The following is a 26,989-nucleotide window of genomic DNA, read 5'->3' on the forward strand; positions in this document are numbered from 1 at the left end:
GCGGCCAACATGACCTTCAAGAATTTCAAGGTTGAGACCGACGCCGACGGCATCGCCCTCGTCACCTGGGATATTTCCGGCCGTTCGATGAACGTGCTCGACGTAGCGACCATCGAGGAACTCGGGGCCATCGTCGACCAGACGACTGCGGATGCCGCCGTGAAGGGCGTCGTCATCACCTCCGGCAAGGAAGCTTTCTCGGCCGGTGCCGATCTGTCGATGCTGGAAGGCATGGGCAAGGTGTTCGCCGAGACCAAGGCAGCCAAGGGCGAGGAAGCCGCGCAGCAGATGCTGTTCGACGAGAGCCGCAAGCTGTCGCTGACGCTGCGCAAGATCGAAACATCGGGCAAGCCGTGGGTCGCGGCCATCAACGGCCTTGCGCTCGGCGGCGCGTTCGAACTGACGCTGGCCTGCCACTATCGCGTTGCGGCTGAAAATCCGAAGACGCGTCTAGGCTTGCCTGAAATCAAGGTCGGCCTGTTCCCCGGTGGCGGCGGCACGCAGCGCCTCGCGCGCATGCTGCAGCCGCAGGACACCATGCAGATGCTGCTGAAGGGCGACGCGATCAATCTCGTCAAGGCCAAGGCAATGGGCATCGTCGGCGCGGTGGTGCCATCAGCCGATCTCATCACGACTGCGAAAGAGTGGATCAAGGCTGGCGGCAAACCCGTCGCGCCCTGGGACGAGAAGGGCTTCAAGCTGCCCGGCGGCCCCGTTTATTCCAAGCAGGGCATGATGATGTTCCCCGCTGGCAACGCCATCTATCGCCGCGAGACCTTCGACAATTATCCGGCGGCTCGCGCCATCATGCAGTGCGTCTATGAAGGCCTGCAACTGCCGATGGATGCGGCGCTCCGCGTCGAGTCCCGTCAGTTCGCGCATATCCTGCAGACCAAGGAAGCGGCGGCGATGATCCGCAGCCTGTTCCTGTCGATGCAGGAGCTCAACAAGGGTGCGCGTCGTCCGCAGAACGTGCCGCCGACCAAGGTCAAGAAGCTCGCCGTCATCGGCGCCGGCTTCATGGGCGCGTCAGTCGGCTTCGTCTCCGCACGCGGCGGCATGGACGTGGTGCTGATCGATCGCGATCAGGCCAGTGCCGACAAGGGGCTCAGTCATTGCATCGCAGCCATCGATGGCCTGATCGCGAAGGGCCGCGCCAAGGAGGCGGACAAGACCGCCTTGATGGCGAAGATCACCGCGACTGCCGATTTCGATGTGATCAAGGACTGCGACCTCGTTATCGAGGCCGTGTTCGAGGATCGCGCGGTCAAGGCCGAGATCTACAAGAAGGTGCAGCCGCTGCTGAAGGAAGGCGCGATCATCGCGTCGAACACCTCGACGCTGCCGATCAACTCGCTCGCCGAGGAATTCGCCGATCAGTCCAAGTTCATCGGCATCCACTTCTTCTCGCCGGTCGAGAAGATGATGCTGGTGGAGATCATTGTCGGCAAGAACACCGGCGATGTCGCGCTCGCCACCGCGCTGGATTACGTCCGCGTTATCGGCAAGACGCCCATCGTCGTCAATGACTCCCGCGGCTTCTTCGCCAATCGCTGCGTGCTGCGGTTCACGGCCGAAGGTCTTGAAATGCTGCTCGAAGGCGTGCCACCGGCGATGATCGAGAACACCGCCAAGATGGCCGGCATGCCGGTCGGGCCGCTGTCGCTGTCGGACGAGATCGCGCTCGATCTCGTGCTGAAGATCATGAAGGCCACCGAAGCCGATTTGGGCTCGCAGGCGGTCGATCAGGCGCAGAAGAAGCTGATCGTCGAGATGGTCGAGAAGCAGGAGCGCTTCGGTCGCAAGAACGGCAAGGGCTTTTATGAGTATCCGCCGAAGGGCAAGGGATCGAAAGCGCTCTGGAAGGGCATCGCTCCGCTGCTGCCGAAACCGATCGATCCCGATACGCTCGATGTCGAGGAGCTGAAACAGCGCTTCCTGGTGGTGCAGGCGGTAGAAGCCGCGCGTACCGTCGAGGATCACGTTATCGTCGATCCGCGCGAAGCCGATGTCGGCTCGATCCTGGGCTTCGGCTTCGCGCCGTTCACCGGCGGTACGCTGAGCTATATCGACTTCATGGGCACCAAGAAGTTCGTCGAGCTCTGTCACAAGCTTGAAGCCAAATACGGCTCGCGCTTCACGCCGCCGAAGCTGCTCGAAGAGATGGCCGCCAAGGGCGAGACCTTCTACGGCCGCTTCCCGCCGAAGAAGCTGGCGGCGGCTTAGGTCTTTCCCCTCGCCCCCGGACGCGGCGCAGCCGCGGCTGGTGGGAGAGGGTGGATCGACCGCGGAGCGGTCGAGACGGGAGAGGGGGCTCTTCGCTTGGAGCAAGAGCCCTCTCCCGCCTTCGCTACGCTCAGGCACCCTCTCCCGCGGCGCGCAGCTTCGCTGCGCTGGGGGAGAGGGGAAGACAAGCAACAAAGAAAAAGGGCCGGATCAATGATCCGGCCCTTTCGTATTTCAGCTCAATGCCAGCAGCTTACGCCGCCTTCATCAGGCCTTCCTTTTCCAGCGCGGCCTGCACCTGCGGGCGGGCAGCGACGCGATCCTTGTAGGCCATCAGGTTCTTGAACTCGGAGAGATCGATGCTCATCCGGTCGGCCCATTTCAGCATCACGAACAGATAGCCGTCGGCGACACTGAAATCCTTGCCCAGCAGATAGTCCTTACCTGCGAGCTGGCCATCGAGATATTTGAACTTGCCCATCAGGCGGGTCTTGAAGAAGCCCTTTACCTCGTCATCGAACACCGGCTGGAACAGCGGGCTGAAGTTCTTGTGCAGCTCGCCATTGATGAAGCCAAGATACTCCTGCAGCTGGCGGCGTGCATCGCTGCCATTGGCTGGCGCCAGATTTTTGGCAGCGGCCTGGTCGGCGATGTACTGCACGATAACCGGACCTTCGGTGACGAGCGCACCGCTGTCGAGGCCGAGGGCCGGCACCTGGCCCTTGGGGTTGATGGCGAGATAGTCGTCGCCATTTTCCAGCTTCTTGGCTTTGAGGTCGACCTTCACGAGATCGTAAGGCAGGCCGGCTTCGAGAAGTGCGATATGAGGCGAGAGCGAACAGGCGCCTGGCGAATAATACAGCTTCATCGAAAATTCCTCCCTGAGGACATTGGTTTAACCACGCGGGTGACTAAATGCATATGCATGAAAGAGTCAAGATTGATGCAGCTGCATCAAGTGGGCTAGGGTGCCGCCACCATTTGGACTGAGCCATGAAACGTAAACCTTCCCTTGAGGCGACAGCCGCCTGGATCCGCTTGATGCGAATCCAGAGCCGGGTGCTGGACGGCGTCGAGCAGGACCTCAAGCGCGCCGGCTTTCCGCCGCTCGCATGGTACGACGCGTTGGCCGAGCTGTCGCGCTCGCCGACCGGCGAGATGCGCCCGGTCGAGCTCGAAAAGCAGATGCTGATACCGCAATATTCGACATCGCGGCTGATCGATCGCCTGGTCGACGAAGGCCTGGCTGCACGCCGCGAATGCAAGATGGACAAGCGCGGCCTGTTCGTCGAGATCACGGCTGCCGGGCGCGAGTTGCATAAGAAGATGGGCTGCGCCTATTCAACGGCGATCGAGAAACATGTCGGCTCGAAACTGTCCGACGCAGATGCAGCAAAACTGTGCGGCCTGCTCGACCGGCTCGGCTGTGCGTGCCAAGAAGCGGCATCGACAGTGACATCGCCGGCCGCCAGAGACGCCGCGCCGGCGCGATGAACCTTAAATTTTTGCCTGCGTTCGCGACCCGCACGGGCCGCGGGCGTTCCCGACACCGCGCGCAACAGATTGCAGCGCCTTTCATTCGGAATTTCCATGGCGCGTGACCAAATCGATATGACGCCGCTGCAATCGCGCGACGAACTCGTGGCGTGGCTGGCGGCGGGCGTGAAGCCGCCATCGGAATTCCGCATCGGCACCGAACACGAGAAGACGCCGTTTACGCTCGTCGGTCACAATCCCGTGCCTTACGAAGGCCCGCGCGGCATCGGCGCGGTGCTCGACGGTATGAAGCATCTGCTCGGCTGGGAGCCGATCATGGAAGCCGGCAATATCATCGGCCTCTATGACGTCACCGGCGGCGGCGCGATTTCGCTTGAGCCCGGCGGCCAGTTTGAATTGTCGGGGGCGCCGGTGGAGACGATCCATCAGACGCAGTCCGAATTGATGGCGCATCTGGCGCAGGTGCGTGAAGTGGCGACGCCGCTCGGCATCGGCTTTCTGGGCCTCGGTCTCACGCCATCCTGGTCGCGCGCGCAGATTCCGGTGATGCCCAAGGGCCGCTACAAGATCATGACCAACTACATGCCCAAAGTTGGCCAGTACGGTCTGGACATGATGTACCGGACCTGCACGGTGCAGACCAATCTCGACTTCTCCTCGGAAGCGGACATGGTCAAGAAGCTGCGCGTCTCCGTTGCGCTGCAGCCTATCGCGACGGCGCTGTTCGCGAATTCGCCGTTCACTGAGGGCAAGCCGAACGGCTTCCTGTCGTTCCGGTCCGAAGTCTGGCGCGACACCGATAACGCGCGCTCGGGCATGATCCCGTGGGCGTTCGAAGACGGCATGGGCTTCGAGCGCTGGGTCGATTACGCGCTGGATGTTCCCATGTATTTCGTCAAGCGCGGCGACACTTACATCGATGTGTCGGGCTCATCGTTCCGCGATTTCTTTGCGGGCAAGAACGAGAAGATACCCGGCGAGCGTCCCACTCTCTCGGATTGGGCCAATCATCTCTCGACGATTTTCCCGGAAGTCCGCCTGAAGCGTTATCTCGAAATGCGCGGCGCCGATGGCGTGCCGTCGGATCGTTTGCCGGCGCTGTCGGCGTTCTGGGTCGGATTGCTTTATGACGACAGCGCCCTCAATGCGGCCTGGGATATCGTCAAGAACTGGACTGCGGCCGAGCGACAGGCGTTGCGCGACGATGTGCCGAAGTTGGGCTTCAAGGCGAAGATCAAGGATCGGTATCTATTCGAAATCGCCAAAGAGTGTCTGCAGCTGGCCCATGGTGGCCTGCGCCGGCGCGGCAAGCTCGACGCGCACGGCCGCGATGAGTCCCACCATCTGGAGGCACTCGATCGGATACTGGATTCCGGAAAGACTCCGGCCGAGCAGATGCTCGACAGGTTCCATGGCGCCTGGGGTGGCTCGGTGGCGCCAGCCTATAAGGAATACTGCTTCTAGATCAGCGGCTTGGCGAAGCTGAAAATCTGTTCATCAGCGGTACAGGTGACCGGCGTTCCAATGACGTCCTTCTTACGCCGTTTGCAAACCGCTGAAAGTCATCCTGCATGCCGAGGAACCTGTTCAGAGCGTGTCTGACAGCCCTCGCCATGCTGTTGGTCGCAGCCGTTGCACCTGCTCAGGCGCAAACCAATTTCGATCGTCCCGGCGGTGATTATTCGCGCTCGGTCTCGCTGTCCGGCGATCCCGCGGAATGCGCGCTGATCTGCGAGCGCGACAAGAAGTGCCGTGCCTGGAGCTTCAACTATCCGAGCGACAATTCCGAAAATGCAGTGTGCTGGCTGAAAGACAAGGTGCCGCCGCGGGTCGAGAGCTATTGCTGCGTCTCCGGCGTGCGTGGCGCCGGTGTCATCGAGCCGCGCACCGGTCCGGTGGAAACCTCGACAGATCGTTTTGGCGGTGACTATCGTTCGTTCGAGATCAAGAACGACGACAAGGCCGAGCACGGCGATGCCTGCCGCGATGCCTGCCAGGGCGACAATAAATGCCGCGCCTGGACCTTTGCGCGGCCTGGCTATGCCGGCAAGAATGCGCGCTGCTTCCTGAAAAACGACATCAAGCCGCCGCGGCGAAAACCGGGTTTCATCTCGGGCGTTGTGAGGTAGCATTCCGGCAATAAAGGGAGTTGAGCCATGACGCGTCTCCTGCCCGCACTGACATTCGCTGGATTACTGATCGCTGTTACGACGGTCGCCGCCGTCGCCCATCACGGTTGGGGCAGCTACGACGCTGCCAATCCGGTCACCGTGAACGGTCCTGTCGAAAACAGCAAATTCGAGAATCCGCACGCGACGATCGTGATCAAGGGGGCCGACAAGGCCTGGACCGTCACTCTCGCGCCGACCTCCCGCATGACGGCGCGCGGGGCATCTGCCGATATCGTGGCTGTCGGCAAGACCGTCTCGGCGTTTGGCTATCCGTCCACCGTCGAGAAGGACGAGATGCGCGCCGAACGCATCACCGTGGACGGCAAAACCTACGAACTGCGATAGCGCCCGGCCCATGACCGAGGGCGCACCCGCAATCTTCATGGCCATGGAAGCGTCCGCAATTGGCGCTGCGATCCGGCAATCGCGCTGGCTCTATATGTCCGCCAATATCGGCCACATCGTCGCGCTGATGTTCTTCGCCGGTGCCATTGCGGTGATGGATGTCCGGCTCGCGGGCGGGTTGGCTGCAACGGCGCCCGGTCCGCTGCTGCGCAGGGCGCGCCGCTTTGCCATTGCCGGATTTCTCGGCCTCGTGCTCACCGGCGGCATTCTGTTTACCGCCGAAGCGAGTCATGTGGTGCTGAACCGCGTGTTTCAGATCAAGGCGGCTCTGATCGCGCTGGGCTTGCTCAATGTCGTTTGGGTCGAGGCGATGATCGTGCCGAGGATCGCAGCGTTGCCGCCGCTGTCACCGATGCCTGCGGGTGCGCGGCAAGGCGCGCTGGCATCAATGGCCATCTGGTTCGCGGTCGCCATATGCGGCCGCGCGATTGCTTACTTCTGAGCTGCTGTCGCGGCGCTCAATGCACCCCGGTGAAGAACCGCGCCATGCGGAAGCCCGACAGCCAGTTGGTGACCGGCTGGCTGCGCACGCCGAGATCCCATGAGCCGACGATGGCATCGACCCGGCCGACGAGATTATCCATCGGCAGCAGGCCGACACCGCCCTGGCTCACCGGCACGCGGCTGTCGGCAGAGTTGTCGCGGTTGTCGCCCATCACGAACAGATGGTCGGGGGGAATGACGACTTCCGGCGTGTTGTCGAGGCGGCCGTTGTCGCGCAGCTTGAAGATCGGATGCGACACGCCGCCGGGCAGGGTCTCGACATAGCGATGCGCCGGTTCGGAGCCGCCGCTATCGTCTTCCGCGGCACCGATGCCGTCGGCCTTCACCGACGTCGCGACGCCATTGAGCCAGACCTGACCGCCGCGCAGTTCGACGCGATCGCCGGGCAGGCCGATCACGCGCTTGACCCAGACCTGGGAGCGGTCGCCGGGCCAGCGAAACACCACGACATCGCCGCGCTTCGGCGTGGTCGCGAAGACGCGGCCGGTCTCGGGAAGGGAGACATGGATCGGCAGCGAGGCTGTTGAGTAGCCGTAGGGAAATTTGGTTGCGAGCAGTGCATCGCCGATCAGCAGCGTCGGCTCCATCGAGGCCGACGGCACATAGAACGGCTCGGCGAGCGCGCCCTTTGCCACGAATACGATGCCGACGATCGCGACGATCTGTGCCAGCTGACCGGACCAGCGTTTTGCGGTCGATGCGACGGTTGTGGTTTCGGTATCCGTGGTCACGAGCCCGTTCCTCCGATGGTCACCTTGTCCATGCGCAGCGTCGGCTGGCCGACGCCCACCGGCACGCCCTGGCCATGCTTGCCGCAAGTGCCGATGCCATCATCGAGCGCGAGATCGTTGCCGATCATGCTGATACGGTGCAGGTCGGTCGGACCGTTGCCGATCATCATTGCGCCCTTGAGTGGGGCGCCGATCTTGCCGTTCTCGATCTTGTAGGCCTCGGTGCACTGAAACACGTATTTGCCGGAGGTTATGTCGACCTGGCCGCCGCCGAAGTTCACCGCATAGATGCCGTTCTTCACCGAGGCGAGGATTTCCGCGGGATCGCGCTGGCCGGCCAGCATGTAAGTATTGGTCATGCGCGGCATCGGCACATGGGCATAGCCTTGGCGGCGGCCGTTGCCGGTCGGCTTCATGCCCATCAAGCGCGCATTCTGGCGGTCCTGCATGTAGCCGACGAGGATGCCATCCTCGATCAGTGTGGTGCGGTTGGTCGGCGTGCCTTCGTCGTCGATCGAGAGCGAGCCGCGGCGCGACGAGATGGTGCCGTCATCGACGACCGTCACGCCCTTGGCGGCAACCTGCTGACCCATCAGGCCGGCGAAAGCCGATGTCTGCTTGCGGTTGAAGTCGCCTTCGAGCCCGTGGCCGACGGCTTCATGCAGCATTACACCGGGCCAGCCTGGTCCCAGCACGACGTCCATTTCGCCGGCAGGGGCCGGGATCGATTCGAGGTTCACCAGCGCCTCGCGCAGCGCGCCGTCAGCTGCCGTGCGCCACGACCCGCTCTCGATGAAGCGCGCATAGCCCTCGCGGCCGCCATAGCCCTTCGAGCCGCTTTCCTGCCGGTCACCCTGACCGGCGACGACGGAGATATTCACGCGCACCAGCGGACGGATGTCGCGGTAGCTCTCGCCGTCCGGGCGCAGGATCTCGACTACCTGCCAGGTGGCGCCGAGGGAGACGGAGACCTGGCGGACGCGGGGATCCTTGTCGCGCACATAGGCGTCGATCTCCGCCAGTAGCTTGACCTTGGCCTCGAAGCCCGGCGCGTCCAGCGGATTGTCGTCACTATAGAGCCGCACATTGGTATGCGAAGGCGCTGCGGCAAAGGTGCCCGCATAGCCGCCACGGACCGCATTGACCGCATCGGCCGCACGGATCAGCGCCGGGATCGAAACGTCGGAGGAATGCGCATAGCCGACCGCATCGTCCTTGACGGCGCGAAGGCCAAAACCCTGCGCGGTGTCGTAGGTTGCCTGCTTTAGCCGGCCGTTGTCGAAACCGAGCGCCTCGGACTGGCTGTATTCGAGGAACAGCTCGCCATCGTCAGCTCCCTGTAGCCCCCGCATCAGCTCGCGGCGAACCTCGTCGCGGTCCAGATTGGCGCGGTCGATCAGGGAGGTGGTGGCTGGGCTGGTCATGCAGGCTCCAATGTCAGCTGCGCGGCCCCGGCGCCAGGCGCGGGGCCACGATTTCAATTTGTAGCGACAACCCGGGGATGGGTCGCCTTACAATGGCGTAACCTGCGGCGAAACAGGCGATTCAAACCAAGATAGGTGCTGTTTTGACAAAAAGGGAGGCCTGCACATCGCCGGGGCGAGATCCTCTGGGGGCAACCGTGCCAGCCATGATGGGGCTACCTTGGAGCTATTACAAACTGCGCTCCGATGCGCCTCAGGCTGCGGTGCGGTAGACCTCCGAGGACCATCCTGTGTGAACGGTATTCCTTGCAGGACCAATCTCTTCTGGCAGTTATCGCTTTTCATGGCCTCACGAACCAAATCCGCATTCCTGCAAGTCCATTCCATCATCGGCCTGGCGATCTCGCTGGTTCTCGGCCTGATCGGTCTGACCGGCGCCCTGCTGAGCTTCGAGGACGAGATCGTCGCGGCGTTGAACCGCGATGTGACGAAGGTCGATCCGCGGCCCGCACCTGTGCTCGGACCTGATGAGTTGGTGGCGCGGGTTCAGGCGGTGCCGGGGGCGGGCAAGGTTGGCCTCATCGTTTTTTCGAGCGAACCGGGTATCGCCGTACGTATGCGCTTTGCCCGCAGCGAGACTGGGGAGCGCTCGTCGGTCTATGTCGATCCCTATGATGGCCGCGTCGTCTCTGCGATGCAGGGGGAGGGCTTCTTCGCGACCCTGCGCAACCTGCATCGCTTTCTGCTGTTGCCGGGCAACGGCAATGGCTATGGCCGTCTGATCACCGGCGTCGCCGTGCTTGGCCTGTTCGTATTGCTGATCTCCGGGATGGTGTTGCGCTGGCCGCGCCGTGTCCGCAGCATCAAGGCTTGGCTGAGGCCGAATCTGGCGATGCCCGGCCGTCCGTTTCACAGGTCGCTGCACAGCGTCGTCGGCACGTGGTTGCTGCCGGTCTATCTGGTGACCATTCTCACCGGCCTCTGGTGGTCGTTCGACTGGTACAAGGCCAGCGCCACTTGGCTTCTGTCGAGCAAGCCCGCTGCGAGTGCGCCGGCCATGCGCGGAGCAAAGGGGGCGCCAAAGCACCTGCCGCTGATGCGCCTGCGACTCCGTCACTCGACAAGGTCTGGTCGACGTTTCTGGCTGATCAAGGCAGCCGCTATGCGATGGCGATCATGCAGGTGCCGAACGGACCGGGCAGTGTCGTGCGTATCCGCTCGGTGGCAAAGGATGCGTCATTCGATGAAGCGCGCGACGATTTCCGCATCGATGGCGTGACCGGCCGCATGGTGTCGGCAGAGCTCTACAACGACAAGACATTCGGTGAGCGCATTCTGGCCGCGGTGCTGCACATCCACACCGGTGCGTTCCTGGGATTGCCCGGCCGCATCGTGTTCTTGCTGGCCGCGGCCTTGATGCCGTTGTTCACCGTGACCGGCTTCATCCTGTATTTCTCGCGCCGCCGCCTGCGCGCGGCATCGAAGCCCGGGCGCCGTCATGCGGTCGGGCTGGTGCCCGGCGAGTAAGGCGCTCCGTTCCCGGATCAAGGATGAGTCAGGGGTGCTGCGCTCTCGTCGGATCCGGATGAGGTCGCGGATCGGGCCTGCATCGCAGAGAAATGCGCCTGCGACCATCGGAACAGTTCGTCGAAGACCGGCCTGAGCGCTCTCGCCGATTCCGTGATTTCATATTCCACCCTCGGAGGGATCTCGGCGAAGACCGTGCGCTTGACGAGCCCGTTGGACTCGAGATCGCGCAGTTGCGTCGTCAGCATGTGTTGCGTGACACTCGGAATCGCTCGCTGCAGTTCTCCAAACCGGTGTTTGCTCTGGACCAGTTGCCAGAGGATCTCACATTTCCATTTGCCGGTAATCATCCCCAGCGCCCGATGAAAATCTTCTACTTCCCGGCCCTGCTGACATTCGGGGAGCGCGATATCGCCTGTTTTTCCATTAGTCATGTTTTTCATACTATCTCAGAAAAAGCATTCTACTTGTCTTTTTCATCTTACTGCCGAAATTTGTGCTTCGAAAGCGCGCCGTGGATCTGAAGCAGACTTTGCCGTCAGCCGCGCCGCCGAAACCGTTTTGACCATCTTCGGAGCCGCCCATGTCATCGTCTTCCGTCACCTCGTCAGCGCCGCGGCGCTGGACCTCCATCAGTCTCTGGGCCGTCAGGGGCTTGCTCGCTCTGGCGTTCGCTGCTGCGGGGACTGCCAAGCTTTACGGCGTGCCGATGCTCGTCGAAGAGTTCGAACATATCGGTCTTGGGCAATGGTTCCGCTATCTGACCGGCACGCTCGAGATATTCGGAGCAGCCCTGATCATCATTCCCTCAACGGTCGCGTTTGGCGCGGTCCTCCTGTGCTGCATCATGATCGGTGCGATTTTTACCCATGTGTTTGTCATTGGCGGCTCACCGATTCCGGCGATCGTGCTGCTCGCATTGAGCGCTATCGTGGCTTACGCCAAGCGCAGCATGATCCTCAGGTAGCGAGCGCTCGTCGCTCTCATCCGCCATCCACGGATACCGTTGGCAAAAGCCGAACGTTTCAGTGTGTTCGAGTGCAAGTGATGATTTCAATGCGGAGTTATAGCGGCAAGGCTTTGGCCACGGTGGCGTTCGGTCTGGCATTTGCGGCACCGTTATTCGTCACCCTGGCTTTGACGGATGCAGGGTCCGCCATTTCAAAGCAGTGGGCGCCGGAGACGAAGCCTGCGGCGGTCAAGGCACATCGTCTCGTACTGCAGATCAACACTGACGATCCGACCGTCATGAGAGCACTGATTTCGACGTCGCTGAACCTGCCGAAATACTACCGGGAGACGAAGCAGGAGTTCTCGATCGAAATCGTCGCTTACAACGCCGGCATTCATATGTTTCGAGTGGATACGTCGCCGGTCAAGGAACTGCTGAAGGTCGTCCAGGCTCTCACGCCCGACATTCGCTTCGTGGTCTGCGAAGCGACCAAGCTCGGCATGGAGCGCAGCGAGGGGCATCCGATTTCGTTTATCGACAATGTCCAGATGGTTCCGAGCGGGCCTGGACGGATCATCGAGCTACAGGAAGCGGGTTGGTCCTATATCCGATCCTGAGCGGCACCCTTCGCGACCTTATTTGATGCCCATCGGAGGCTGGACCGTGACAATACCGCATCGCGGACGGGCTATTGCTCGCTCGCCAATCTCGCGACGTACGCTGCTCAAAGGGGCACTGGCCACGACGGCCGCATTGGCGGCGGGGGGCGCTGCCGCGGATGCGCGGCCTGATGGGCCGCCGCCCTTTGGCACCGCGCGGCATCAGTTCACTGTCATCCGGGGAGCGCGTCCGATCCCGTCCGTTGCGGTGCCTCGCCTTGTCGGCAAGCCGGTCTATCTGACCGCGTTTCCAGGAAAGGTCGTTCTGGTCAATTTCTGGGCGACATGGTGCCCGGCGTGTAAGACCGAGTTGCCGATCCTTGATCGGCTGCAGGATATCGAGACGCGCGCGAATCTGCAGGTTATTGCGATTGCCACCGATCGCGCAGACGTTGCTTCGTTCGTACGCAGCCTGAAGCTGAGACACCTTGATGTCGGTATCGACCCTGGTGGACTGGTCGCGCGTGCCGGCGAGGTAGCTGCTCCGGACACTCCGTTCAGCCTCTACGCGATGCCTATCTCATATCTCATCGGGACGACGGGGCAGGTCGAAGGATATCTTGCTGGCGAGGCGGACTGGGCATCTGAAGATGCCCGGCGATTGCTGGACTATTACAGAGGGCGTGGTTCCGGCTAATGCTGCCGGGTTCAAAGCCTATGGCAGCTTGTCGTAACCCTCGCCGATGCCGTTGAGGCTGAGCGGGAAGCCGATGCCTTCTTCGGGCGTTTCGAAGATGATGAAAGTCGCGGTCTTCGCGGTGCGGAGCTGGGCGAGCAGCTTGTCGTCCATCACGACTTCGGCAACACAGCCATTGGGCAGGCAGCGCACGAAGCCGGCGCGGCCGACATCCTGATTGTCGAGCTTGAGGCCGAGGCCCGACGGCAGCAGCACGCCGAGCGGCGCCACCACGCGCATCAGCTTGCTCTTCTGGTCGGCAGTCTTCAGCACGATCACCGTGAGGCCAGCATTGGAGCGGTCTTCCGCCACCACGCTCTGGATCAGGGCGCATTGTTCCGCCTGGGCACCGGGCGGGGTGTCGCAGCGGATCTGCCAGTCGCCATGAACCGAGCGCACCGCACCCTGGGCGCTGGCGGTAGCCGGGACGGCGGCGATCGCCGCCAGGGCGAGACAACCGAGCGCCAGCCAGCGCCAGCCTGCAATCCCGCGGGCCGGGCGGTTCAGGGTCGGTTTATGCTGCAACTTCGAGTGCCCCATCCGGGTCGATTCCTTAGGCGGTGACGTGGTGGTCGTAGTCCAGGGCAGCACGCTTGACGCTGTCTGTCCGGAGGATTTTTCCAGACCACGGAATGATACGGCAATGACGGCGCCTTGAAGGCATCCACGGAGCCACGAAAGCGCTCGCAGGCGCGAATCAGCATCCTGCCGATCGCCTGATCTGTGCCTACATCGGACAATTCCGCTGTCAAGCGCCGTTCGGCTGCCGCACGCCTCTTTATATCTGATTTCATGCAGCAATTGCGACCTTCGTTCAATACCGCCGAATGCATTACGGGATGCGCCACTCCTGCATTGCGACAGACCGCGAATTATGGTTTGAGAGGCTAGATTTCGACGCATTCTAACAATTGCCTCCAGGCCAATCACTTGGGCGTTTTGGCAAATTGGCAGGGTGCGGATCGGGCGGCATAATTCGGCGACAGGCCGAAATGCGACAGTAAATATGGGAGCGCGAGCGGCATGAGGATGTCGAGGGGCCAGATTGGCCGCCGGTTGCTGGGGTTAGCAGTTGTTGGGGCCGGGCTTGCTTTTGGCGGTGCTGCATTCGCAGAGGTGATGGGCCAGCCCGCGCCGTGGGAATTCAAGCTGCAGGAAGCCGCCACGCCGGTGATGGAGAACATCACCTGGTTTCATAATTTCCTGCTCTGGCTGATCACCGCCATCACACTGTTCGTGCTTGTACTTCTCGTCATCGTGGTGATGAAGTTCAACTCCAAGGCCAACCCGGTCGCATCCAAGACCACGCACAATACGCTGATCGAAGTGGCGTGGACCATCATCCCGGTTCTGATCCTGGTCGCAGTGGCGGTGCCGTCGTTCCGTTTGCTGTTCCTGGAACTCGATATTCCGAAAGCCGACCTGACCATCAAGGCAACCGGCAAGCAGTGGTTCTGGACCTACAGCTATCCCGACAACGGCCCGTTCGAATTCGACTCGCTGATGGCCACCGACAAGCAGCCGCGCCTTCTTGCCGTCGATAACGAAGTCGTCGTTCCCGTGAACAAGGTCGTGCGCGTGCAGACGACCGCCGCGGACGTCATCCATTCCTTCGCGATCCCGTCCTTCGGCATCAAGATCGACGCCGTTCCGGGCCGCCTGAACGAGACCTGGTTCAAGGCCACCAAGACCGGCATGTTCTACGGCCAGTGCTCGGAACTGTGCGGCAAAGATCACGCGTTCATGCCGATCGCGATCCGCGTCGTCAGCGATCAGGAATTCACCGCATGGGTCGAGACCGCGAAGAAGAAGTTCGCGTCCAATCCGGCGAATTCCTACGCTTCGGCCGGAACTGCTGTGGCGCAGTAAGCGGGTGGCGGAGCCGCGAGGCTCCGCACGCACTGTAAGAAATTAGGGCGAGGGGACCGCAAGGTCCAAAGACTGCCAGAAGAAGACAAAGCAGGATTTGAAAATGGCAACGACCGCGGCAACACCGGCTCACGACGATCACGCCCACGACGATCATGCGCATGCGCATCCGACGGGGTGGCGGCGCTACGTCTATTCGACGAACCATAAGGACATCGGCACGATGTACCTTATCTTCGCGATCGTGGCGGGCGTCATCGGCGGCATCATGTCGATCCTGATCCGCATCGAGTTGATGTATCCGGGCGTCCAGATCTTCCACGAAAGCCACACCTACAACGTCTTCGTCACCTCGCACGGTCTGATCATGATCTTCTTCATGGTGATGCCTGCGATGATCGGCGGTTTCGGCAATTGGATGGTGCCGCTGATGATCGGCGCGCCGGACATGGCCTTCCCGCGCATGAACAACGTGTCGTTCTGGCTGCTGCCTGCTGCTTTCGCACTGCTCATCATCTCGACCTTCGTGGAGGGCGAGCCCGGTGCCAACGGCGTCGGTGCCGGCTGGACTATGTACGCGCCGCTCTCGACATCGGGCCATCCGGGGCCTGCCGTCGACTTCGCGATTCTGGCGCTGCATATCGCCGGTGCATCGTCGATCCTCGGCGCCATCAACTTCATCACCACCATCTTCAACATGCGCGCGCCGGGCATGACCCTGCACAAGATGCCGCTGTTCGTGTGGTCGATCCTGGTCACCGTGTTCCTGCTGCTGCTGTCGCTGCCGGTTCTGGCGGGCGCCATCACCATGCTGCTGACGGACCGCAACTTCGGCACCACCTTCTTCGCCGCAGACGGCGGCGGTGATCCGATCCTGTTCCAGCATCTGTTCTGGTTCTTCGGTCACCCCGAAGTGTACATCCTGATCCTGCCCGGCTTCGGCATGATCTCGCAGATCATCTCGACCTTCTCGAAGAAGCCGGTGTTCGGTTATCTCGGCATGGCCTATGCGATGGTCGCCATCGGCGGCATCGGCTTCGTCGTCTGGGCGCACCACATGTACACCGTCGGCATGTCGTCGGCGACGCAGGCTTACTTCGTCGCCGCAACCATGGTGATCGCGGTGCCGACCGGCGTGAAGATCTTCTCCTGGATCGCCACGATGTGGGGCGGTTCCATCGAGTTCAAGGCGCCGATGCTGTGGGCCGTGGGCTTCATCTTCCTGTTCACCCTCGGCGGTGTCACCGGCGTCGTGCTGGCCAATGCCGGCGTCGATCGCGTGCTGCAGGACACCTACTATGTGGTCGCGCACTTCCACTACGTGCTGTCGCTCGGCGCTGTGTTCGCCATCTTCGCCGGCTGGTATTACTGGTTCCCGAAGATGTTCGGCTACATGTATTCGGAAACCATCGCCAAGGCGCATTTCTGGGTCACCTTCATTGGCGTCAATCTGGTGTTCTTCCCGCAGCATTTCCTCGGTCTGTCGGGCATGCCGCGCCGCTATGTCGACTATCCGGATGCCTTCGCCGGCTGGAACCTGGTCTCGTCGATCGGCTCCTACATCTCCGGCTTTGCCGTGCTGATCTTCATCTACGGTGTGATCGAAGCTTTCGTCCGCAAGGAAAAGGCTGCGAACAATCCGTGGGGTGCCGGCGCAACCACGCTGGAATGGACTCTGAGCTCGCCGCCGCCGTTCCATCAGTTCGAAGTGCTGCCGCGCATCAAGTAACGACTATCCGTGGCGCCTTCGGGCGCCGCGCCTCTGAATGCCTCCGCCGCGGCCAGTCTGGTTTCGGCGGAGTGCGTGTAACAAAGTGAGATTGATCTTGTCCGTCCTCGACCACCATACCATCGACCTGTCTGCTCCCCGCATCTCCGAAGCGGGTGTTGCCGACTACATCGCGCTGCTCAAGCCGCGGGTGATGTCGCTGGTCGTGTTCACGGCCATGGTCGGCTATTTCCTGGCGCCGGGCGATCATCACCCGGTGCTGGCGATCACCTCGATCCTCTGTATCGCTGTCGGAGGCGGCGCCTCCGGCGCGCTGAACATGTGGTACGAAGCCGATATCGACGCGCTGATGTCGCGCACTGCCAACCGCCCGATTCCGCGTGGCCGCGTCACCCGGCCGGAAGCACTGACCTTCGGTCTGGTGCTGGCCTTCTTCTCCGTGATGACGCTCGGTATCCTCGTCAACTGGCTGGCCGGGGCGCTGCTCGCTTTCACCATCTTCTTCTATGTCGTGATCTACACTATCGCTCTGAAGCGCTGGACCGCGCAGAACATCGTCATCGGTGGCGCCGCCGGTGCGCTGCCGCCGGTCGTTGCCTGGGCTGCGGCGTCGGGAACGCTCTCGATGGAGCCGGTCCTGCTGTTCCTGATCATCTTTTTCTGGACCCCGCCGCATTTCTGGGCGCTGGCCCTGTTCCGCAACGACGACTACACCCGCGCCGGCGTGCCGATGCTGCCGGTGGTCGCCGGTCCCGACGCAACCCGGCTGCAGATCCTGCTCTACACCGTCGTGCTGGTCGCAACTGCCGTCGCGCCTTGGCCGCTCGGCTATTTCTCGGCCATCTACGGTGTGGCTTCGCTGATCCTCGGCGCCGGCATGATGTATCTCGCCGTGCAGGTCTATCGTCTGCGCGAAGGCACGCCTGCCAATCGCGCGACGCGCAAGCTGTTTGCTTTCTCGATCGTCTATCTGTTCGCGCTGTTTGCCATTCTGCTGCTCGAGGTGGTCGTGAAGGCCATCCTCCCGCTGGTCTGGTAGAGGGGCGCATGATCCAATGGACAACGAACGCAAGCCTGAACAGCCGGAAGGCATCGTCCTCACCGAGGCACAGAAGAAGAGCCGGCGCGAACGGTCGCTGGCCATCGCCTGGGCGCTCGGCGTTCTCGTCGTGCTGTTCTTTGCCGTCACCATGGTCAAAGGGCCGGCCGTTCTCATCCGGCCCATGTAATGACAAAAGCTGAGTGACATGACCGATCAGCCGCAGATCCAGCCAGTCGAAGTGAGCAGCCCGCGCAGCGATAAGGTTGCGCGCCGCGGTCTGGGTCGCGATGCGACGGTGGCTGCGGCGTGCGGTCTGCTGGTCGCCTTCATGGTCGGCGCGTCCTACGCCGCCGTGCCGCTCTATAACTGGTTCTGCCGCGCCACCGGCTTCAACGGCACCACGATGGTGGCGAGTTCAGCACCCGCGACGGGCCCGATCGCGCGCAAGATCGCCGTGCGCTTCGATGCCAATGTGTCGGGCGGCCTGCCATGGAAATTCGTCCCGGAGCAGAGCGAAATCGAGGTCAAGATCGGCGAGGTGGTCACCGTATTCTATACCGTGACCAACCAGTCCGCCCGTATCACCTCCGCACAGGCTGCCTATAATGTGGCGCCGCTGACGGTCGGTGCCTATTTCCAGAAGATCAATTGCTTCTGCTTCACCGACCAGACACTGGCGCCCGGTGAGAAGCGCGAAATGCCCGTTGTGTTCTATGTCGATCCTGCGCTTGCCGCGGATAGCGAGAATGACGGACTGAAGTCGATCACACTGTCCTACACGTTCTACCCCCTGCGCGATCCGGCGCCGAAGCCGCTGGCGGCGACGGAGACTGACAAGCGCAAGGGTAACCTCTAAGAGAAAGCTCCGAGAGAAATCCTGGAGCGTTCCGAGTTATAAAATTGAGAGAACTCGCACCGGCTTCAACCGGCGCAGCTGACGGAGAGAACCGCAATGGCTACGGCGCAAGCTAAGCACCACGACTATCACCTCGTCGATCCCTCGCCGTGGCCGGCGGTAGGCTCGCTGTTCGCCTTCATCATGGCGGTCGGCGCGGTCAGCTGGATGCATCACATGTATGCCGCGGCGCCCATCGTATTTGGCGTCGGCACCATCGGCGTGCTCTACGTGTTCGCAAGCTGGTGGACCGACGTGGTTCGCGAAGCCCAGTACAAGGGCGACCACACCCGCGTGGTGCAGATCAGCCATCGCTACGGCATGATCCTGTTCATCGCTTCGGAAGTGATGTTCTTCGTCGCCTGGTTCTGGGCCTACTTCAATTCGTCGCTGTTCCCCGGCGATCCCGTCCATGCCACCCGCGAAGCATTGTTCGGTGGCGTCTGGCCGCCGAAAGGCATCCAGACCTTCGATCCCTGGCACCTGCCGCTGCTCAACACGCTGATCCTGCTGACCTCGGGCACGACCGTCACCTGGGCACATCACGCCCTGCTGGAAGGCGACCGCAAGGCGGTGAAGTATGCGCTGATCCTCACCGTGCTGCTCGGCGCGGCCTTCTCCTGCGTGCAGGCGTTCGAATACGCCCACGCTGCTTTCGGCTTCAAGGGTAACATCTACGGCGCGACCTTCTTCATGGCGACCGGCTTCCACGGTTTCCACGTGCTGGTCGGCACCATTTTCCTCTTGGTCTGCCTGTTCCGCGTCTATGCCGGTCACTTCACGCCGAAACAGCACCTCGGCTTCGAATTCGCCGCCTGGTACTGGCACTTCGTGGACGTGGTCTGGCTGTTCCTGTTCATTACGATCTATGTCTGGGGCTACGGCGGCCCTATCGCCGGCGCAGCCGCGCACTGACCGTATTCGGGTGCTACAAGAGGGCGGCCGCAGGGCCGCCCTTTTTGTTTGGCGCTTGGCCGTGAAAGAATTCGACTCGATGCCCGATCAAGCCGCTGTTCCCGTCAGTCTTGGCCAGACCGTCATTCGCGGCCTGAGCTGCAAATGCCCGCGCTGCGGCGAAGGGAAGCTCTATGCCGGCTTCATCAATCTGGCGCCGCGCTGTGAGCGTTGCGAACTGGACTATGCTTTCATCGACACCGGCGATGGTCCGGCGATCTTCATCATCATGCTCGCCGGTGCCATCGTCGTTGGCTGCGCGCTGGTGGTTGAGGTCAAGTACCAGCCGCCATTCTGGCTGCACGCCGCGCTGTGGCTGCCGCTGATTCTCGCGACCACGCTGCTGCCGTTGCGCTCCATGAAGTCGCTGCTGATCGCCCTGCAATTCCACCACAAGGCCTCCGAAGGCCAACTCATCGATCGCACGCCGAAATGAACACTGCTGCAGCGCGCCAGCGCAGTATCACCGGTCTCGGCATCGTCACGCTCATCATCGTCGGTGTGCTCCTCAGTCTCGGCTTCTGGCAGCTGCAGCGCCGCACCGAGAAACATGCGTTGATTGCAGCGCTCACCGAGCGACTTGCGGGTGCGCCCGGTGTACTGCCGCTGCCATCCACATGGAGCGCGCTGACCCCGGCGAAGGATGAATTCCGCCGCGTCAGCTTCTCGGCCACCTACAAGCCGGTCCCTGACGGCATGGTCTACAGCTCCGGCTCCGGGGTGCGGCCGGATGTGCCGGGCCCGGTGACCTGGGCCTTCCTGCCGGCGCAACTGGCATCCGGCGAGACCGTCGTGATCAATGCCGGCTTCGTGCAGAACACGATGCAGGATCGCGCCCAGCAGGACCGCGCCGTGCAGAAGCTCATTACCGGCGCGCCCGTAACCCTGACCGGCTATCTGCGTTTTCCCGAAACCGCGGGCACGCTGACGCCCCACGACGACGTCAGCAAACGCCTCTGGTTCAACCGCGATCAGCGCGCCATGGCGCAGGCGCTCGGCTGGGGCCCTGTTGCCCCGTTCTATGTCGATCTGGAAACGCCCGTGCCGGCCAACGCCATCCCAAAGCCCGGTCCGCTCGAAATCCATCTCAAGGACGACCACATGCAATATGCCATCACCTGGTTTGGCCTCGCTGCCGCCGTGGTGATTGCCTTCGGGGTCTGGACCCGGGGCCAGCGGCGGGCCTGAACCCCGGCCAAAGTTGGTTTCCTCGCCCGGCGAAACCCATTATGGTGCCCTTCGATTTCACGCGGCGTGAAGTTTTAACCCCATTATTATCAAAGGCTTGGCGGTTTCCGCGCCTTTGGAGGACGCCTTGACGACCTATATCTCGACGCGGGGAGAGGCCCCGAAACTCGGCTTTTGCGATGTCATGCTGACCGGGCTTGCCCGCGATGGCGGCCTCTACATTCCCGAGGTCTGGCCGCAGCTCTCGGCCGAGACCATCGCGTCGCTGTTCGGCCGGCCCTATTGGGAAGTCGCCGTCGAAGTGCTCCGGCCCTTCGTGGCCGGCGAGATTTCCGACGAGGATCTCGGGCGCATGGCCAATGAGGCCTATGCCACCTTCCGCCATCCCGCCGTGGTGCCGCTCGACCAGACCGCGTCGAACCAGTTCGTGCTCGAGCTGTTTCACGGCCCGACGCTGGCGTTCAAGGACGTCGCCATGCAGCTCATCGCGCGGCTGATGGATCACGTCCTCGCCAAGCGCAATCAACGCACCACCATCGTCGTCGCGACCTCCGGGGACACCGGTGGCGCCGCCGTCGATGCCTTCGCCGGCCGCGACAATGTCGATCTCGTCGTGCTGTTTCCGAACGGCCGTATTTCCGACGTGCAGCGTCGCATGATGACCACGACCGGCGCGTCGAACGTCCATGCGCTCGCCGTCGAAGGCCATTTCGACGATTGCCAGGCGATCGTGAAGGGCCTGTTCAATCATCACAAGTTTCGTGACGCCGTGTCGCTGTCGGGTGTGAACTCGATCAACTGGGCACGTATCGTTGCGCAGGTGGTTTACTACTTCACCTCGGCAGTCGCCGTCGGTGCGCCTGCGCGCAGCGTTGATTTCACGGTGCCTACCGGCAATTTCGGCGACATCTTTGCGGGCTATGTGGCCAAGCGCATGGGTCTGCCGGTGCGCAAGCTGCGCGTCGCCGCCAACGTCAATGACATCCTCGATCGTACGCTCAAGACTGGCATCTACGAGGTGCGTGAGGTTCACGCCTCGTCGTCGCCGTCGATGGACATTCAGGTGTCGTCGAATTTCGAGCGGCTGCTGTTCGAAGCCTCCGGCCGCGATGCCGCGCTGGTGCGCGGCTTGATGGATTCGCTGAAGCAGTCCGGCCGTTTCGTGCTGCCCGAGAAGGTGCTGACTGCGATCCGTGCCGATTTCGAATCCGGTCGCGCCGACGAGGACGAGACCTCGGCCGCCATTCGCGCGGCGTGGCGCGAGACCGGCGATCTGATCGATCCGCACACCGCCGTGGCATTGGCCGTCGCCGATCGCGACACCACCGAGATGCATGTGCCCAATGTCGTGCTGTCGACGGCGCATGCGGCAAAATTCCCCGATGCGGTGGAAGCGGCTTGCGGCGTGCGGCCGGCACTGCCGGTCTATCTCGAAGGGCTGATGACGAAGCCCGAGCATATTAAGGTCATGAAGAATGACCAAAGCGATATTGAGCAGTTCGTGCTGTCGGTCAGCCGCGCTGCGAAGCAAGGAGTGTCCTGATGACCGTCGAAGTTACCAAACTGCCTTCGGGCCTGACGGTCATCACCGATACCATGCCGCATCTGGAAACCGCAGCGCTCGGCGTCTGGACCGGCGTCGGTGGCCGCGATGAGAAGCCCAACGAGCACGGCATCTCGCATCTGCTCGAACACATGGCGTTCAAGGGCACCAAGAAGCGTTCGTCGCGCGAGATCGTCGAGGAGATCGAGGCGGTCGGCGGCGATCTCAATGCCGCGACCTCGACCGAAACCACGGCCTATTACGCCCGCGTGATGAAGGCCGATGTGCCGCTGGCGCTCGATGTGCTCTCGGACATTCTCGCCAATCCCACTTTCGTGCCGGATGAGCTGGAGCGCGAGAAGAGCGTGATCGTGCAGGAGATCGGTGCGGCACAGGACACGCCGGACGATGTCGTGTTCGAACATCTCAACGAGCTATGCTATCCCGACCAGCCGATGGGCCGTTCGCTTCTGGGCACCGCCAAGACGCTGAAGGGTTTTGATCGCGACATGCTGCAGAGCTACCTGTCTACGCATTATCGCGGGCCGGACATGGTGGTGGCTGCGGCCGGTGCCGTGAATCATCGCCAGGTCGTGCATGAAGCCGCCGATCGCTTTTCCAGCTTTGAAGGCACCGCAGCCCCGAAGCCGCAGCCGGCGATGTTCGGCAAGGGCGGCTCGCGCGTGGTCAATCGCGATCTCGAACAGGCGCATCTGACGCTGGCGCTGGAAGGCTTGCCGCAATCGGACCTGTCGCTGTTCAGCCTGCAGGTCTTTACCAACATTCTCGGCGGCGGGATGTCGTCGCGTCTGTTCCAGGAAGTGCGCGAGAAGCGCGGCCTCTGCTATTCGATCTACACCTTCCACGCGCCCTATACCGACACCGGCTTCTTCGGTCTCTATACCGGCACCGATCCGACCGATGCACCGGAGATGATGGAAGTCATCGTCGATGTCATCAACGAGTCGGTGGAGACATTGACCGAAGCCGAAATCGCGCGCGCCAAGGCGCAGATGAAGGCCGGTCTGCTCATGGCGTTGGAGAGCTGCAGCTCGCGTGCCGAGCAATTGGCGCGGCACATGCTGGCCTATGGCCGTCCGCTCACCGTGGAAGAGCTCGTCCAGCGCATCGATGATGTTAGCGTGGAATCGACCCGTAATGTCGCCCGTGGCTTGCTGACGCGCAGCCGTCCGGCCGTGGCGGCGCTCGGCAGCGGCCGGGGGCTGGACACGGCAGTGGCTTTTGCGGAAGGATTGACCCGCGCCAAGGACAAGAGCCTGCTCCACTAGGCAGGCGAGGTCCGAGGCATCAGGGAGCGAGCCTATGGCCCTGTTTCGTTTGCCATCGAGCATGCCGGCGGCGCTGGCGCCGCGCGGCTACGGCGTTGCATTGCGCGCGCCCGTGATGAGCGATTTTCCGCAATGGGCCGATCTGCGTGAGCTGAGCCGGGGTTATCTCACGCCGTGGGAGCCGATCTGGCCGTCAGACGACCTGACGCGCTCCGGCTTTCGCCGCCGGCTGCGCCGCTATGCCGACGATGCGGCGGCCGATCGTGCCTATCCGTTTCTGGTGTTTCGCGAGTCCGATGGCACGCTGCTGGGCGGCGTGACGCTGGCCAATGTGCGCCGGGGTATCGTCCAGGCCGGCACCATCGGCTATTGGGTCGGCCAGCCCTATACCGGGCAGGGCGTCATGACCGCGGCGCTGCGGGTGCTGTTGCCGACCTTGTTTGGCGAGTTGAACCTGCACCGCATCGAGGCGGCCTGCATTCCCACCAACCTGCCGTCGGTGCGGGTGCTGGAGAAGTGTGGCTTCTCGCGCGAGGGACTGGCGCGGCGTTATCTCTGCATCAATGGCATCTGGCAGGATCACCTGCTTTACGGCATGCTGCATGAGGATTTCCGCGGGTAACCTTGCTGCAACGCGATGTCCGGATGTGGCGCAATGGCGCGCATCTGTCCTCTTTCAAGCGCCTTGGGTTCGCCGCCATTGCGCTGTTATAAGGCCCTGCGCACGCCTTGGGCGGGGCTGCGCAAACGACTGAATTTCCGGGGATATCTTCATAATGCGCAACATTCGTTCGATGCCGATCAGCGGCCGCACCGGCGCGCTCCGCGGCCTGCTGGTGATCACTGCAGCAAGCCTGACACTGGCCGGGTGCGGCGGCGGCAGTATGTTCGGCGGCGGTTCGCCGAGCAGCGGCGGCGGCAGCCCGTCGATGACCGATCGCTTCACCCAGTTGTTCTCGGGCAAGTCCACCGAGGTCGGCGCGCCGCAGTCGCCGCAGACCGATGAGAACGATCTGACCTGCCCGAGCGTCAGCATCCGGCCGGGCGCCTCGACCTATGCGGTCGGCGCTGCAGGCAAGCCCGCGGTCGGCAACGATCTGGCCTTCCAGGCCACTATCACCCGGACGGCGCGCTCCTGCGATCTCAATGCCGGTCAGATTTCGGTCAAGCTCGGCATCCAGGGCCGCGTCATTGTCGGCCCGGCGGGCGCGCCGGCGGCGGTTGATGTGCCGCTGCGTGTTGCCGTGGTGCAGGAAGGCGTGACGCCGAAGACCATTGCCACCAAGGTGTTCCAGACCACCGTGCAACTCGGCAGCGAGACCAGCGTGCCGTTCAGTCTGGTCGGCGAGGATCTTGTCTATCCCGTGCCGACGGGCACCGCAGGCGATTCCTACATCTTCTATATCGGCTTTGATCCGCAAGCCCTGAAATCGCAGGCGCCCGCACGCAAGCGGCGCTAGGCGTCATACAGCCAACAAAAAAGCCGGCGCGATCATCTCGCGCCGGCTTTTTCAGTTTGAAGTCTTTCGCTTAGTTCAGCTTGGAGCGAACCTCGCCGATGCCCTTGGCGATCAGGTCGTCGGCCACCGAGCCCTTTACGGACTGCGATAGCACCGAGGCTGCGGCATTCACTGCGGCTTCGGCTGCGGCTGCGCGAACGTCTGCGATAGCCTGGGCTTCCGCCATTGCGATCTTGCCCTCTGCGCTCTTGGTGCGGCGAGCGACAAAATCTTCCATCTTGGTCTTGGCTTCGGCGGCAATGCGCTCGGCCTCTTCCTTGGCGGAAGTGATGATGTCCTGCGCTTCGCGCTCGGCCGCTGCATGACGCTTCTTGTAGTCTGCGAGCAGCGCGGCGGCTTCATCACGCAGGCGACGGGCGTCGTCGAGTTCCTGCTTGATGCGGACGCTGCGGTGGTCGAGCGCCGTCAGGATGGTGCGGTGAATACCGAACCAGCCGAACACCGCCATCAGAAGGACAAAAGCGACGGCGACCCAGAATTCAGCTTGAAGTCCGAACATCCGTTTATCCTTTCAGCGACGCGTCGAGCGCGGCGTTGACGGCGCCTGCATCCGGGCTGATGCCCGTCAAGCGTTCGACGATCGCCGAGGCCGTGTCCGCAGCAATGCTGCGCACATTGCCCATCGCCGTTGCGCGGGTGGTGGCAATGGTCTGCTCCGCTGCAGCAAGCTTGCTGGCAAGGCTCTCTTCGAGCTTCGCCTTGGCCTGCTCCTGTTCTGCATTGAGCTTCTCACGAACCTCGGTCGCCATCGCATGCGCCTTGGCGCGGGCATTGGCGAGTTCGGTTTCGTAAGCCTTCAATGCAGCGTCGGAATCGCCCTTGAGCTTGGCGGCTTCGTTCAGGTCCGTATCGAGAACCTGCTGACGGGCCGCAAGCACCCCGCCGACGCGGGGCAGCGCCAGACGCGACACGATCAGATAGAGCAAGCCGAACGCGATCGCGAACGACACCAGCTGTGAAGCGAAGGTGTTGCTCTCGAACGGCGGAAACGACGCCTTGTGACCACCGTCTGCCGCAGTGTGTGCGGCAGTCCCGTGATCGGCGCCCTTGGATTTGCCCTGACCTTCAGCCACAGCAGTCTCCTTATCGATCGGAAGCGCTCCAGGACGGAGCGGCAACCGGATCCGTTTTCAGCTTAGACGGCGAACAGCAGCAGCAGAGCGATCAGCAGCGAGAAGATGCCGAGCGCTTCGGTCACGGCGAAGCCGAAGATCAGGTTAGCGAACTGGCCCTGGGAAGCCGACGGATTGCGGAGCGCACCGTTGAGGAACTGGCTGAAGATCATGCCGACGCCGATGCCAGCGCCACCCATGCCGAGACAAGCAATGCCGGCGCCGATGTACTTCGCTGCGATGGGATCCATAGTAAAACTCCTTCTTGGGATAGGGATTAAGACGGTTGAGGGATGGAATTCCCCAGGTCACTTAGAGAATAGTGGTTAGTGGCCCGGATGAAGTGCGTCGTTGAGATAGATGCAGGTCAGGATCGTGAACACATAGGCCTGCAGGAAGGCGACCAGCAGTTCCAGTGCGGTCAGCGCCGTGGTCATGGCCAGCGGCAGCACCGAACCGAAAATGCCGAGTGCGCCGAGTGCGCTGAGCGAGGTCACGAAGCCGGCAAAAACCTTCAGCGTGATGTGGCCGGCCAGCATGTTGGCGAACAGACGAACCGAATGCGACACCGGGCGGGACAGGAACGAGATCACCTCGATCACCGTGACCAGCGGCAGGATGTAAATCGGAATACCGTGCGGCACGAACAGCTTGAAGAATCCGAGACCGTTTTTGTAGAGGCCGTAGAGCAGCACGGTCAGGAACACCATCAATGCCAGGGCGACGGCGACGATCAGATGGCTGGTGACGGTGAAGGTATAGGGGATGATGCCGATCAGATTCGCCGTCAGGATGAACATGAACAGCGAGAACACGAACGGGAAGAACTTCATCCCTTCTTCGCCGATGCTACTGCGCACCGTATTCGAGACGAATTCGAAGGACAGCTCGGCGACCGACTGGAAACGGCTCGGGATCAGCGCACGTCCTGCGCTGCCACCGATCATCAGCAGCGACACGACGGCGACGGCGCCGAACATATAGGCCGATGAGTTGGTGAAGGCGATTTCCTGATTGCCGATATGGCCCAGGGTGAAGATCTTGTGGATCTCAAATTGATGGATCGGATCGGCCAT

Annotated in this window: 30 protein-coding genes and 1 pseudogene; 22 read left to right on the forward strand and 9 right to left on the reverse strand. The window is 62.3% G+C overall.

The window, feature by feature from the left end; genetic code table 11:
* Nucleotides 1-9 precede the first annotated feature (9 nt).
* Nucleotides 10-2,226 carry a 3-hydroxyacyl-CoA dehydrogenase NAD-binding domain-containing protein gene (locus tag RSO67_RS20285; protein WP_315840318.1) on the forward strand — a complete coding sequence of 739 codons (2,217 nt, stop codon included), beginning with the start codon at nucleotides 10-12 and terminating at the stop codon, nucleotides 2,224-2,226.
* Nucleotides 2,227-2,479: 253 nt separating this feature from the next.
* Here the strand turns inward: RSO67_RS20285 and gstA are convergent, their stop codons facing one another.
* Nucleotides 2,480-3,094: a glutathione transferase GstA gene (gene gstA, locus RSO67_RS20290; RefSeq protein WP_068732584.1), complete on the reverse strand. Its 615-nt coding sequence runs from the start codon at nucleotides 3,092-3,094 to the stop codon at nucleotides 2,480-2,482.
* Between the two features lie 125 nt (nucleotides 3,095-3,219).
* Here gstA and RSO67_RS20295 point away from each other — a divergent pair, with 125 nt between their 5' ends.
* The 5 genes from RSO67_RS20295 (at nucleotide 3,220) to RSO67_RS20315 (ending at nucleotide 6,741) form a co-directional block, all read left to right on the forward strand.
* Complete coding sequence (locus RSO67_RS20295; protein WP_315840319.1) at nucleotides 3,220-3,720, forward strand: helix-turn-helix domain-containing protein; 501 nt, start codon at nucleotides 3,220-3,222, stop codon at nucleotides 3,718-3,720.
* 96 nt (nucleotides 3,721-3,816) lie between these two features.
* Nucleotides 3,817-5,187, forward strand: coding sequence for a glutamate--cysteine ligase (locus RSO67_RS20300; RefSeq protein WP_315840320.1), 1,371 nt, complete (start codon nucleotides 3,817-3,819; stop codon nucleotides 5,185-5,187).
* 149 nt (nucleotides 5,188-5,336) lie between these two features.
* Complete coding sequence (locus tag RSO67_RS20305) at nucleotides 5,337-5,852, forward strand: PAN domain-containing protein (RefSeq protein ID WP_086937046.1); 516 nt, start codon at nucleotides 5,337-5,339, stop codon at nucleotides 5,850-5,852.
* 27 nt (nucleotides 5,853-5,879) lie between these two features.
* Nucleotides 5,880-6,239, forward strand: a complete 360-nt coding sequence (locus RSO67_RS20310; RefSeq protein ID WP_315840321.1) for a DUF6152 family protein — start codon at nucleotides 5,880-5,882, stop codon at nucleotides 6,237-6,239.
* 10 nt (nucleotides 6,240-6,249) lie between these two features.
* The gene (locus tag RSO67_RS20315) at nucleotides 6,250-6,741 is read left to right on the forward strand and encodes a hypothetical protein (protein ID WP_315840322.1); all 492 of its coding nucleotides are present in this window, start codon (nucleotides 6,250-6,252) and stop codon (nucleotides 6,739-6,741) included.
* A 16-nt stretch (nucleotides 6,742-6,757) separates the two neighbouring features.
* Here RSO67_RS20315 and lepB read toward each other — a convergent pair whose 3' ends face one another.
* Both lepB and tldD read right to left on the reverse strand, forming a co-directional pair.
* Nucleotides 6,758-7,534, reverse strand: coding sequence for a signal peptidase I (gene lepB / locus RSO67_RS20320; protein WP_315840323.1), 777 nt, complete (start codon nucleotides 7,532-7,534; stop codon nucleotides 6,758-6,760).
* Complete coding sequence (gene tldD, locus RSO67_RS20325) at nucleotides 7,531-8,958, reverse strand: metalloprotease TldD (RefSeq protein WP_120288161.1); 1,428 nt, start codon at nucleotides 8,956-8,958, stop codon at nucleotides 7,531-7,533. Before tldD ends, lepB begins: the two co-directional genes overlap by 4 nt.
* 343 nt (nucleotides 8,959-9,301) lie before the next feature.
* Between tldD and RSO67_RS20330 the strand changes: the two are divergent.
* Nucleotides 9,302-10,485 (forward strand): annotated as a pseudogene (locus RSO67_RS20330) (PepSY-associated TM helix domain-containing protein).
* Between the two features lie 17 nt (nucleotides 10,486-10,502).
* Here the strand turns inward: RSO67_RS20330 and RSO67_RS20335 are convergent.
* Nucleotides 10,503-10,835, reverse strand: a complete 333-nt coding sequence (locus tag RSO67_RS20335; protein WP_410001902.1) for a winged helix-turn-helix transcriptional regulator — start codon at nucleotides 10,833-10,835, stop codon at nucleotides 10,503-10,505.
* Between the two features lie 233 nt (nucleotides 10,836-11,068).
* Here RSO67_RS20335 and RSO67_RS20340 point away from each other — a divergent pair, with 233 nt between their 5' ends.
* The 3 genes from RSO67_RS20340 to RSO67_RS20350 all read left to right on the forward strand — a co-directional run bounded on the left by RSO67_RS20340 (nucleotide 11,069) and on the right by RSO67_RS20350 (nucleotide 12,733).
* The gene (locus tag RSO67_RS20340; protein ID WP_315840324.1) at nucleotides 11,069-11,452 is read left to right on the forward strand and encodes a DoxX family protein; all 384 of its coding nucleotides are present in this window, start codon (nucleotides 11,069-11,071) and stop codon (nucleotides 11,450-11,452) included.
* An 89-nt stretch (nucleotides 11,453-11,541) separates the two neighbouring features.
* Nucleotides 11,542-12,054, forward strand: coding sequence for a hypothetical protein (locus RSO67_RS20345; protein ID WP_315840325.1), 513 nt, complete (start codon nucleotides 11,542-11,544; stop codon nucleotides 12,052-12,054).
* A 46-nt stretch (nucleotides 12,055-12,100) separates the two neighbouring features.
* The gene (locus tag RSO67_RS20350; protein ID WP_315840326.1) at nucleotides 12,101-12,733 is read left to right on the forward strand and encodes a TlpA disulfide reductase family protein; all 633 of its coding nucleotides are present in this window, start codon (nucleotides 12,101-12,103) and stop codon (nucleotides 12,731-12,733) included.
* An 18-nt stretch (nucleotides 12,734-12,751) separates the two neighbouring features.
* On the opposite strand, the gene RSO67_RS20355 is transcribed toward RSO67_RS20350, so the two are convergent.
* Nucleotides 12,752-13,312: an invasion associated locus B family protein gene (locus RSO67_RS20355; RefSeq protein ID WP_315840327.1), complete on the reverse strand. Its 561-nt coding sequence runs from the start codon at nucleotides 13,310-13,312 to the stop codon at nucleotides 12,752-12,754.
* A gap of 483 nt (nucleotides 13,313-13,795) precedes the next feature.
* Between RSO67_RS20355 and coxB the strand changes: the two genes are divergently transcribed.
* The 12 genes from coxB (at nucleotide 13,796) to RSO67_RS20415 (ending at nucleotide 24,741) form a co-directional block, all read left to right on the forward strand.
* Nucleotides 13,796-14,641: a cytochrome c oxidase subunit II gene (gene coxB / locus RSO67_RS20360; RefSeq protein WP_089266828.1), complete on the forward strand. Its 846-nt coding sequence runs from the start codon at nucleotides 13,796-13,798 to the stop codon at nucleotides 14,639-14,641.
* A gap of 103 nt (nucleotides 14,642-14,744) precedes the next feature.
* Nucleotides 14,745-16,370, forward strand: a complete 1,626-nt coding sequence (ctaD, locus tag RSO67_RS20365) for a cytochrome c oxidase subunit I (RefSeq protein WP_315840328.1) — start codon at nucleotides 14,745-14,747, stop codon at nucleotides 16,368-16,370.
* A 97-nt stretch (nucleotides 16,371-16,467) separates the two neighbouring features.
* Nucleotides 16,468-17,409 (forward strand): heme o synthase, encoded by a 942-nt coding sequence (locus RSO67_RS20370; protein WP_315840329.1) that lies wholly within the window; start codon nucleotides 16,468-16,470, stop codon nucleotides 17,407-17,409.
* A gap of 16 nt (nucleotides 17,410-17,425) precedes the next feature.
* Nucleotides 17,426-17,599, forward strand: coding sequence for a CoxF protein (locus RSO67_RS20375; RefSeq protein ID WP_315840330.1), 174 nt, complete (start codon nucleotides 17,426-17,428; stop codon nucleotides 17,597-17,599).
* An 18-nt stretch (nucleotides 17,600-17,617) separates the two neighbouring features.
* Nucleotides 17,618-18,268, forward strand: coding sequence for a cytochrome c oxidase assembly protein (locus RSO67_RS20380; protein WP_315840331.1), 651 nt, complete (start codon nucleotides 17,618-17,620; stop codon nucleotides 18,266-18,268).
* A 96-nt stretch (nucleotides 18,269-18,364) separates the two neighbouring features.
* A complete protein-coding gene (locus RSO67_RS20385) occupies nucleotides 18,365-19,222 on the forward strand; it encodes a cytochrome c oxidase subunit 3 (protein WP_068732710.1) in 858 nt (285 codons plus the stop codon).
* A gap of 79 nt (nucleotides 19,223-19,301) precedes the next feature.
* Nucleotides 19,302-19,697: a DUF983 domain-containing protein gene (locus tag RSO67_RS20390; RefSeq protein WP_315840332.1), complete on the forward strand. Its 396-nt coding sequence runs from the start codon at nucleotides 19,302-19,304 to the stop codon at nucleotides 19,695-19,697.
* Nucleotides 19,694-20,449, forward strand: a complete 756-nt coding sequence (locus tag RSO67_RS20395) for an SURF1 family protein (protein ID WP_315840333.1) — start codon at nucleotides 19,694-19,696, stop codon at nucleotides 20,447-20,449. The genes RSO67_RS20390 and RSO67_RS20395 overlap by 4 nt, the downstream gene beginning before the upstream one ends.
* Nucleotides 20,450-20,576: 127 nt before the next feature.
* Entirely contained in the window at nucleotides 20,577-21,992 is a 1,416-nt protein-coding gene (gene thrC, locus RSO67_RS20400; protein WP_170849832.1) for a threonine synthase, read from the forward strand.
* Complete coding sequence (locus RSO67_RS20405; RefSeq protein ID WP_093761650.1) at nucleotides 21,992-23,281, forward strand: M16 family metallopeptidase; 1,290 nt, start codon at nucleotides 21,992-21,994, stop codon at nucleotides 23,279-23,281. Before thrC ends, RSO67_RS20405 begins: the two co-directional genes overlap by 1 nt.
* Before the next feature lie 34 nt (nucleotides 23,282-23,315).
* Nucleotides 23,316-23,903 (forward strand): GNAT family protein, encoded by a 588-nt coding sequence (locus RSO67_RS20410; protein WP_315840334.1) that lies wholly within the window; start codon nucleotides 23,316-23,318, stop codon nucleotides 23,901-23,903.
* Nucleotides 23,904-24,057: 154 nt separating this feature from the next.
* Nucleotides 24,058-24,741: a hypothetical protein gene (locus RSO67_RS20415; protein ID WP_315840335.1), complete on the forward strand. Its 684-nt coding sequence runs from the start codon at nucleotides 24,058-24,060 to the stop codon at nucleotides 24,739-24,741.
* Between the two features lie 70 nt (nucleotides 24,742-24,811).
* Here RSO67_RS20415 and RSO67_RS20420 read toward each other — a convergent pair whose 3' ends face one another.
* The 4 genes from RSO67_RS20420 to RSO67_RS20435 form a co-directional block, all read right to left on the reverse strand.
* The gene (locus RSO67_RS20420) at nucleotides 24,812-25,300 is read right to left on the reverse strand and encodes an ATP F0F1 synthase subunit B (RefSeq protein ID WP_068732624.1); all 489 of its coding nucleotides are present in this window, start codon (nucleotides 25,298-25,300) and stop codon (nucleotides 24,812-24,814) included.
* A 4-nt stretch (nucleotides 25,301-25,304) separates the two neighbouring features.
* Nucleotides 25,305-25,874: a F0F1 ATP synthase subunit B' gene (locus tag RSO67_RS20425; RefSeq protein ID WP_315840336.1), complete on the reverse strand. Its 570-nt coding sequence runs from the start codon at nucleotides 25,872-25,874 to the stop codon at nucleotides 25,305-25,307.
* Nucleotides 25,875-25,936: 62 nt separating this feature from the next.
* On the reverse strand, nucleotides 25,937-26,164 hold the full coding sequence (locus tag RSO67_RS20430) for a F0F1 ATP synthase subunit C (protein ID WP_068732626.1): 228 nt from the start codon (nucleotides 26,162-26,164) through the stop codon (nucleotides 25,937-25,939).
* 75 nt (nucleotides 26,165-26,239) lie between these two features.
* On the reverse strand, nucleotides 26,240-26,989 hold the full coding sequence (locus RSO67_RS20435) for a F0F1 ATP synthase subunit A (RefSeq protein ID WP_089266839.1): 750 nt from the start codon (nucleotides 26,987-26,989) through the stop codon (nucleotides 26,240-26,242).

Source organism: Tardiphaga sp. 709, assembly GCF_032401055.1.
GTDB lineage: Bacteria > Pseudomonadota > Alphaproteobacteria > Rhizobiales > Xanthobacteraceae > Tardiphaga.

Coding starts and splice junctions, on each gene's coding strand:
- RSO67_RS20285 (WP_315840318.1), top strand. CDS start 10: ATGACCTTCAAGAATTTCAAGGTTGAGACCGACGCCGACGGCATCGCC.
- gstA (WP_068732584.1), bottom strand. CDS start 3,094: ATGAAGCTGTATTATTCGCCAGGCGCCTGTTCGCTCTCGCCTCATATC.
- RSO67_RS20295 (WP_315840319.1), top strand. CDS start 3,220: ATGAAACGTAAACCTTCCCTTGAGGCGACAGCCGCCTGGATCCGCTTG.
- RSO67_RS20300 (WP_315840320.1), top strand. CDS start 3,817: ATGGCGCGTGACCAAATCGATATGACGCCGCTGCAATCGCGCGACGAA.
- RSO67_RS20305 (WP_086937046.1), top strand. CDS start 5,337: ATGCTGTTGGTCGCAGCCGTTGCACCTGCTCAGGCGCAAACCAATTTC.
- RSO67_RS20310 (WP_315840321.1), top strand. CDS start 5,880: ATGACGCGTCTCCTGCCCGCACTGACATTCGCTGGATTACTGATCGCT.
- RSO67_RS20315 (WP_315840322.1), top strand. CDS start 6,250: ATGACCGAGGGCGCACCCGCAATCTTCATGGCCATGGAAGCGTCCGCA.
- tldD (WP_120288161.1), bottom strand. CDS start 8,958: ATGACCAGCCCAGCCACCACCTCCCTGATCGACCGCGCCAATCTGGAC.
- RSO67_RS20335 (WP_410001902.1), bottom strand. CDS start 10,835: ATGATTACCGGCAAATGGAAATGTGAGATCCTCTGGCAACTGGTCCAG.
- RSO67_RS20340 (WP_315840324.1), top strand. CDS start 11,069: ATGTCATCGTCTTCCGTCACCTCGTCAGCGCCGCGGCGCTGGACCTCC.
- RSO67_RS20345 (WP_315840325.1), top strand. CDS start 11,542: ATGCGGAGTTATAGCGGCAAGGCTTTGGCCACGGTGGCGTTCGGTCTG.
- RSO67_RS20355 (WP_315840327.1), bottom strand. CDS start 13,312: ATGGGGCACTCGAAGTTGCAGCATAAACCGACCCTGAACCGCCCGGCC.
- coxB (WP_089266828.1), top strand. CDS start 13,796: ATGAGGATGTCGAGGGGCCAGATTGGCCGCCGGTTGCTGGGGTTAGCA.
- ctaD (WP_315840328.1), top strand. CDS start 14,745: ATGGCAACGACCGCGGCAACACCGGCTCACGACGATCACGCCCACGAC.
- RSO67_RS20375 (WP_315840330.1), top strand. CDS start 17,426: ATGGACAACGAACGCAAGCCTGAACAGCCGGAAGGCATCGTCCTCACC.
- RSO67_RS20380 (WP_315840331.1), top strand. CDS start 17,618: ATGACCGATCAGCCGCAGATCCAGCCAGTCGAAGTGAGCAGCCCGCGC.
- RSO67_RS20385 (WP_068732710.1), top strand. CDS start 18,365: ATGGCTACGGCGCAAGCTAAGCACCACGACTATCACCTCGTCGATCCC.
- RSO67_RS20390 (WP_315840332.1), top strand. CDS start 19,302: ATGCCCGATCAAGCCGCTGTTCCCGTCAGTCTTGGCCAGACCGTCATT.
- RSO67_RS20395 (WP_315840333.1), top strand. CDS start 19,694: ATGAACACTGCTGCAGCGCGCCAGCGCAGTATCACCGGTCTCGGCATC.
- RSO67_RS20405 (WP_093761650.1), top strand. CDS start 21,992: ATGACCGTCGAAGTTACCAAACTGCCTTCGGGCCTGACGGTCATCACC.
- RSO67_RS20410 (WP_315840334.1), top strand. CDS start 23,316: ATGGCCCTGTTTCGTTTGCCATCGAGCATGCCGGCGGCGCTGGCGCCG.
- RSO67_RS20415 (WP_315840335.1), top strand. CDS start 24,058: ATGCGCAACATTCGTTCGATGCCGATCAGCGGCCGCACCGGCGCGCTC.
- RSO67_RS20420 (WP_068732624.1), bottom strand. CDS start 25,300: ATGTTCGGACTTCAAGCTGAATTCTGGGTCGCCGTCGCTTTTGTCCTT.
- RSO67_RS20430 (WP_068732626.1), bottom strand. CDS start 26,164: ATGGATCCCATCGCAGCGAAGTACATCGGCGCCGGCATTGCTTGTCTC.
- RSO67_RS20435 (WP_089266839.1), bottom strand. CDS start 26,989: ATGGCCGATCCGATCCATCAATTTGAGATCCACAAGATCTTCACCCTG.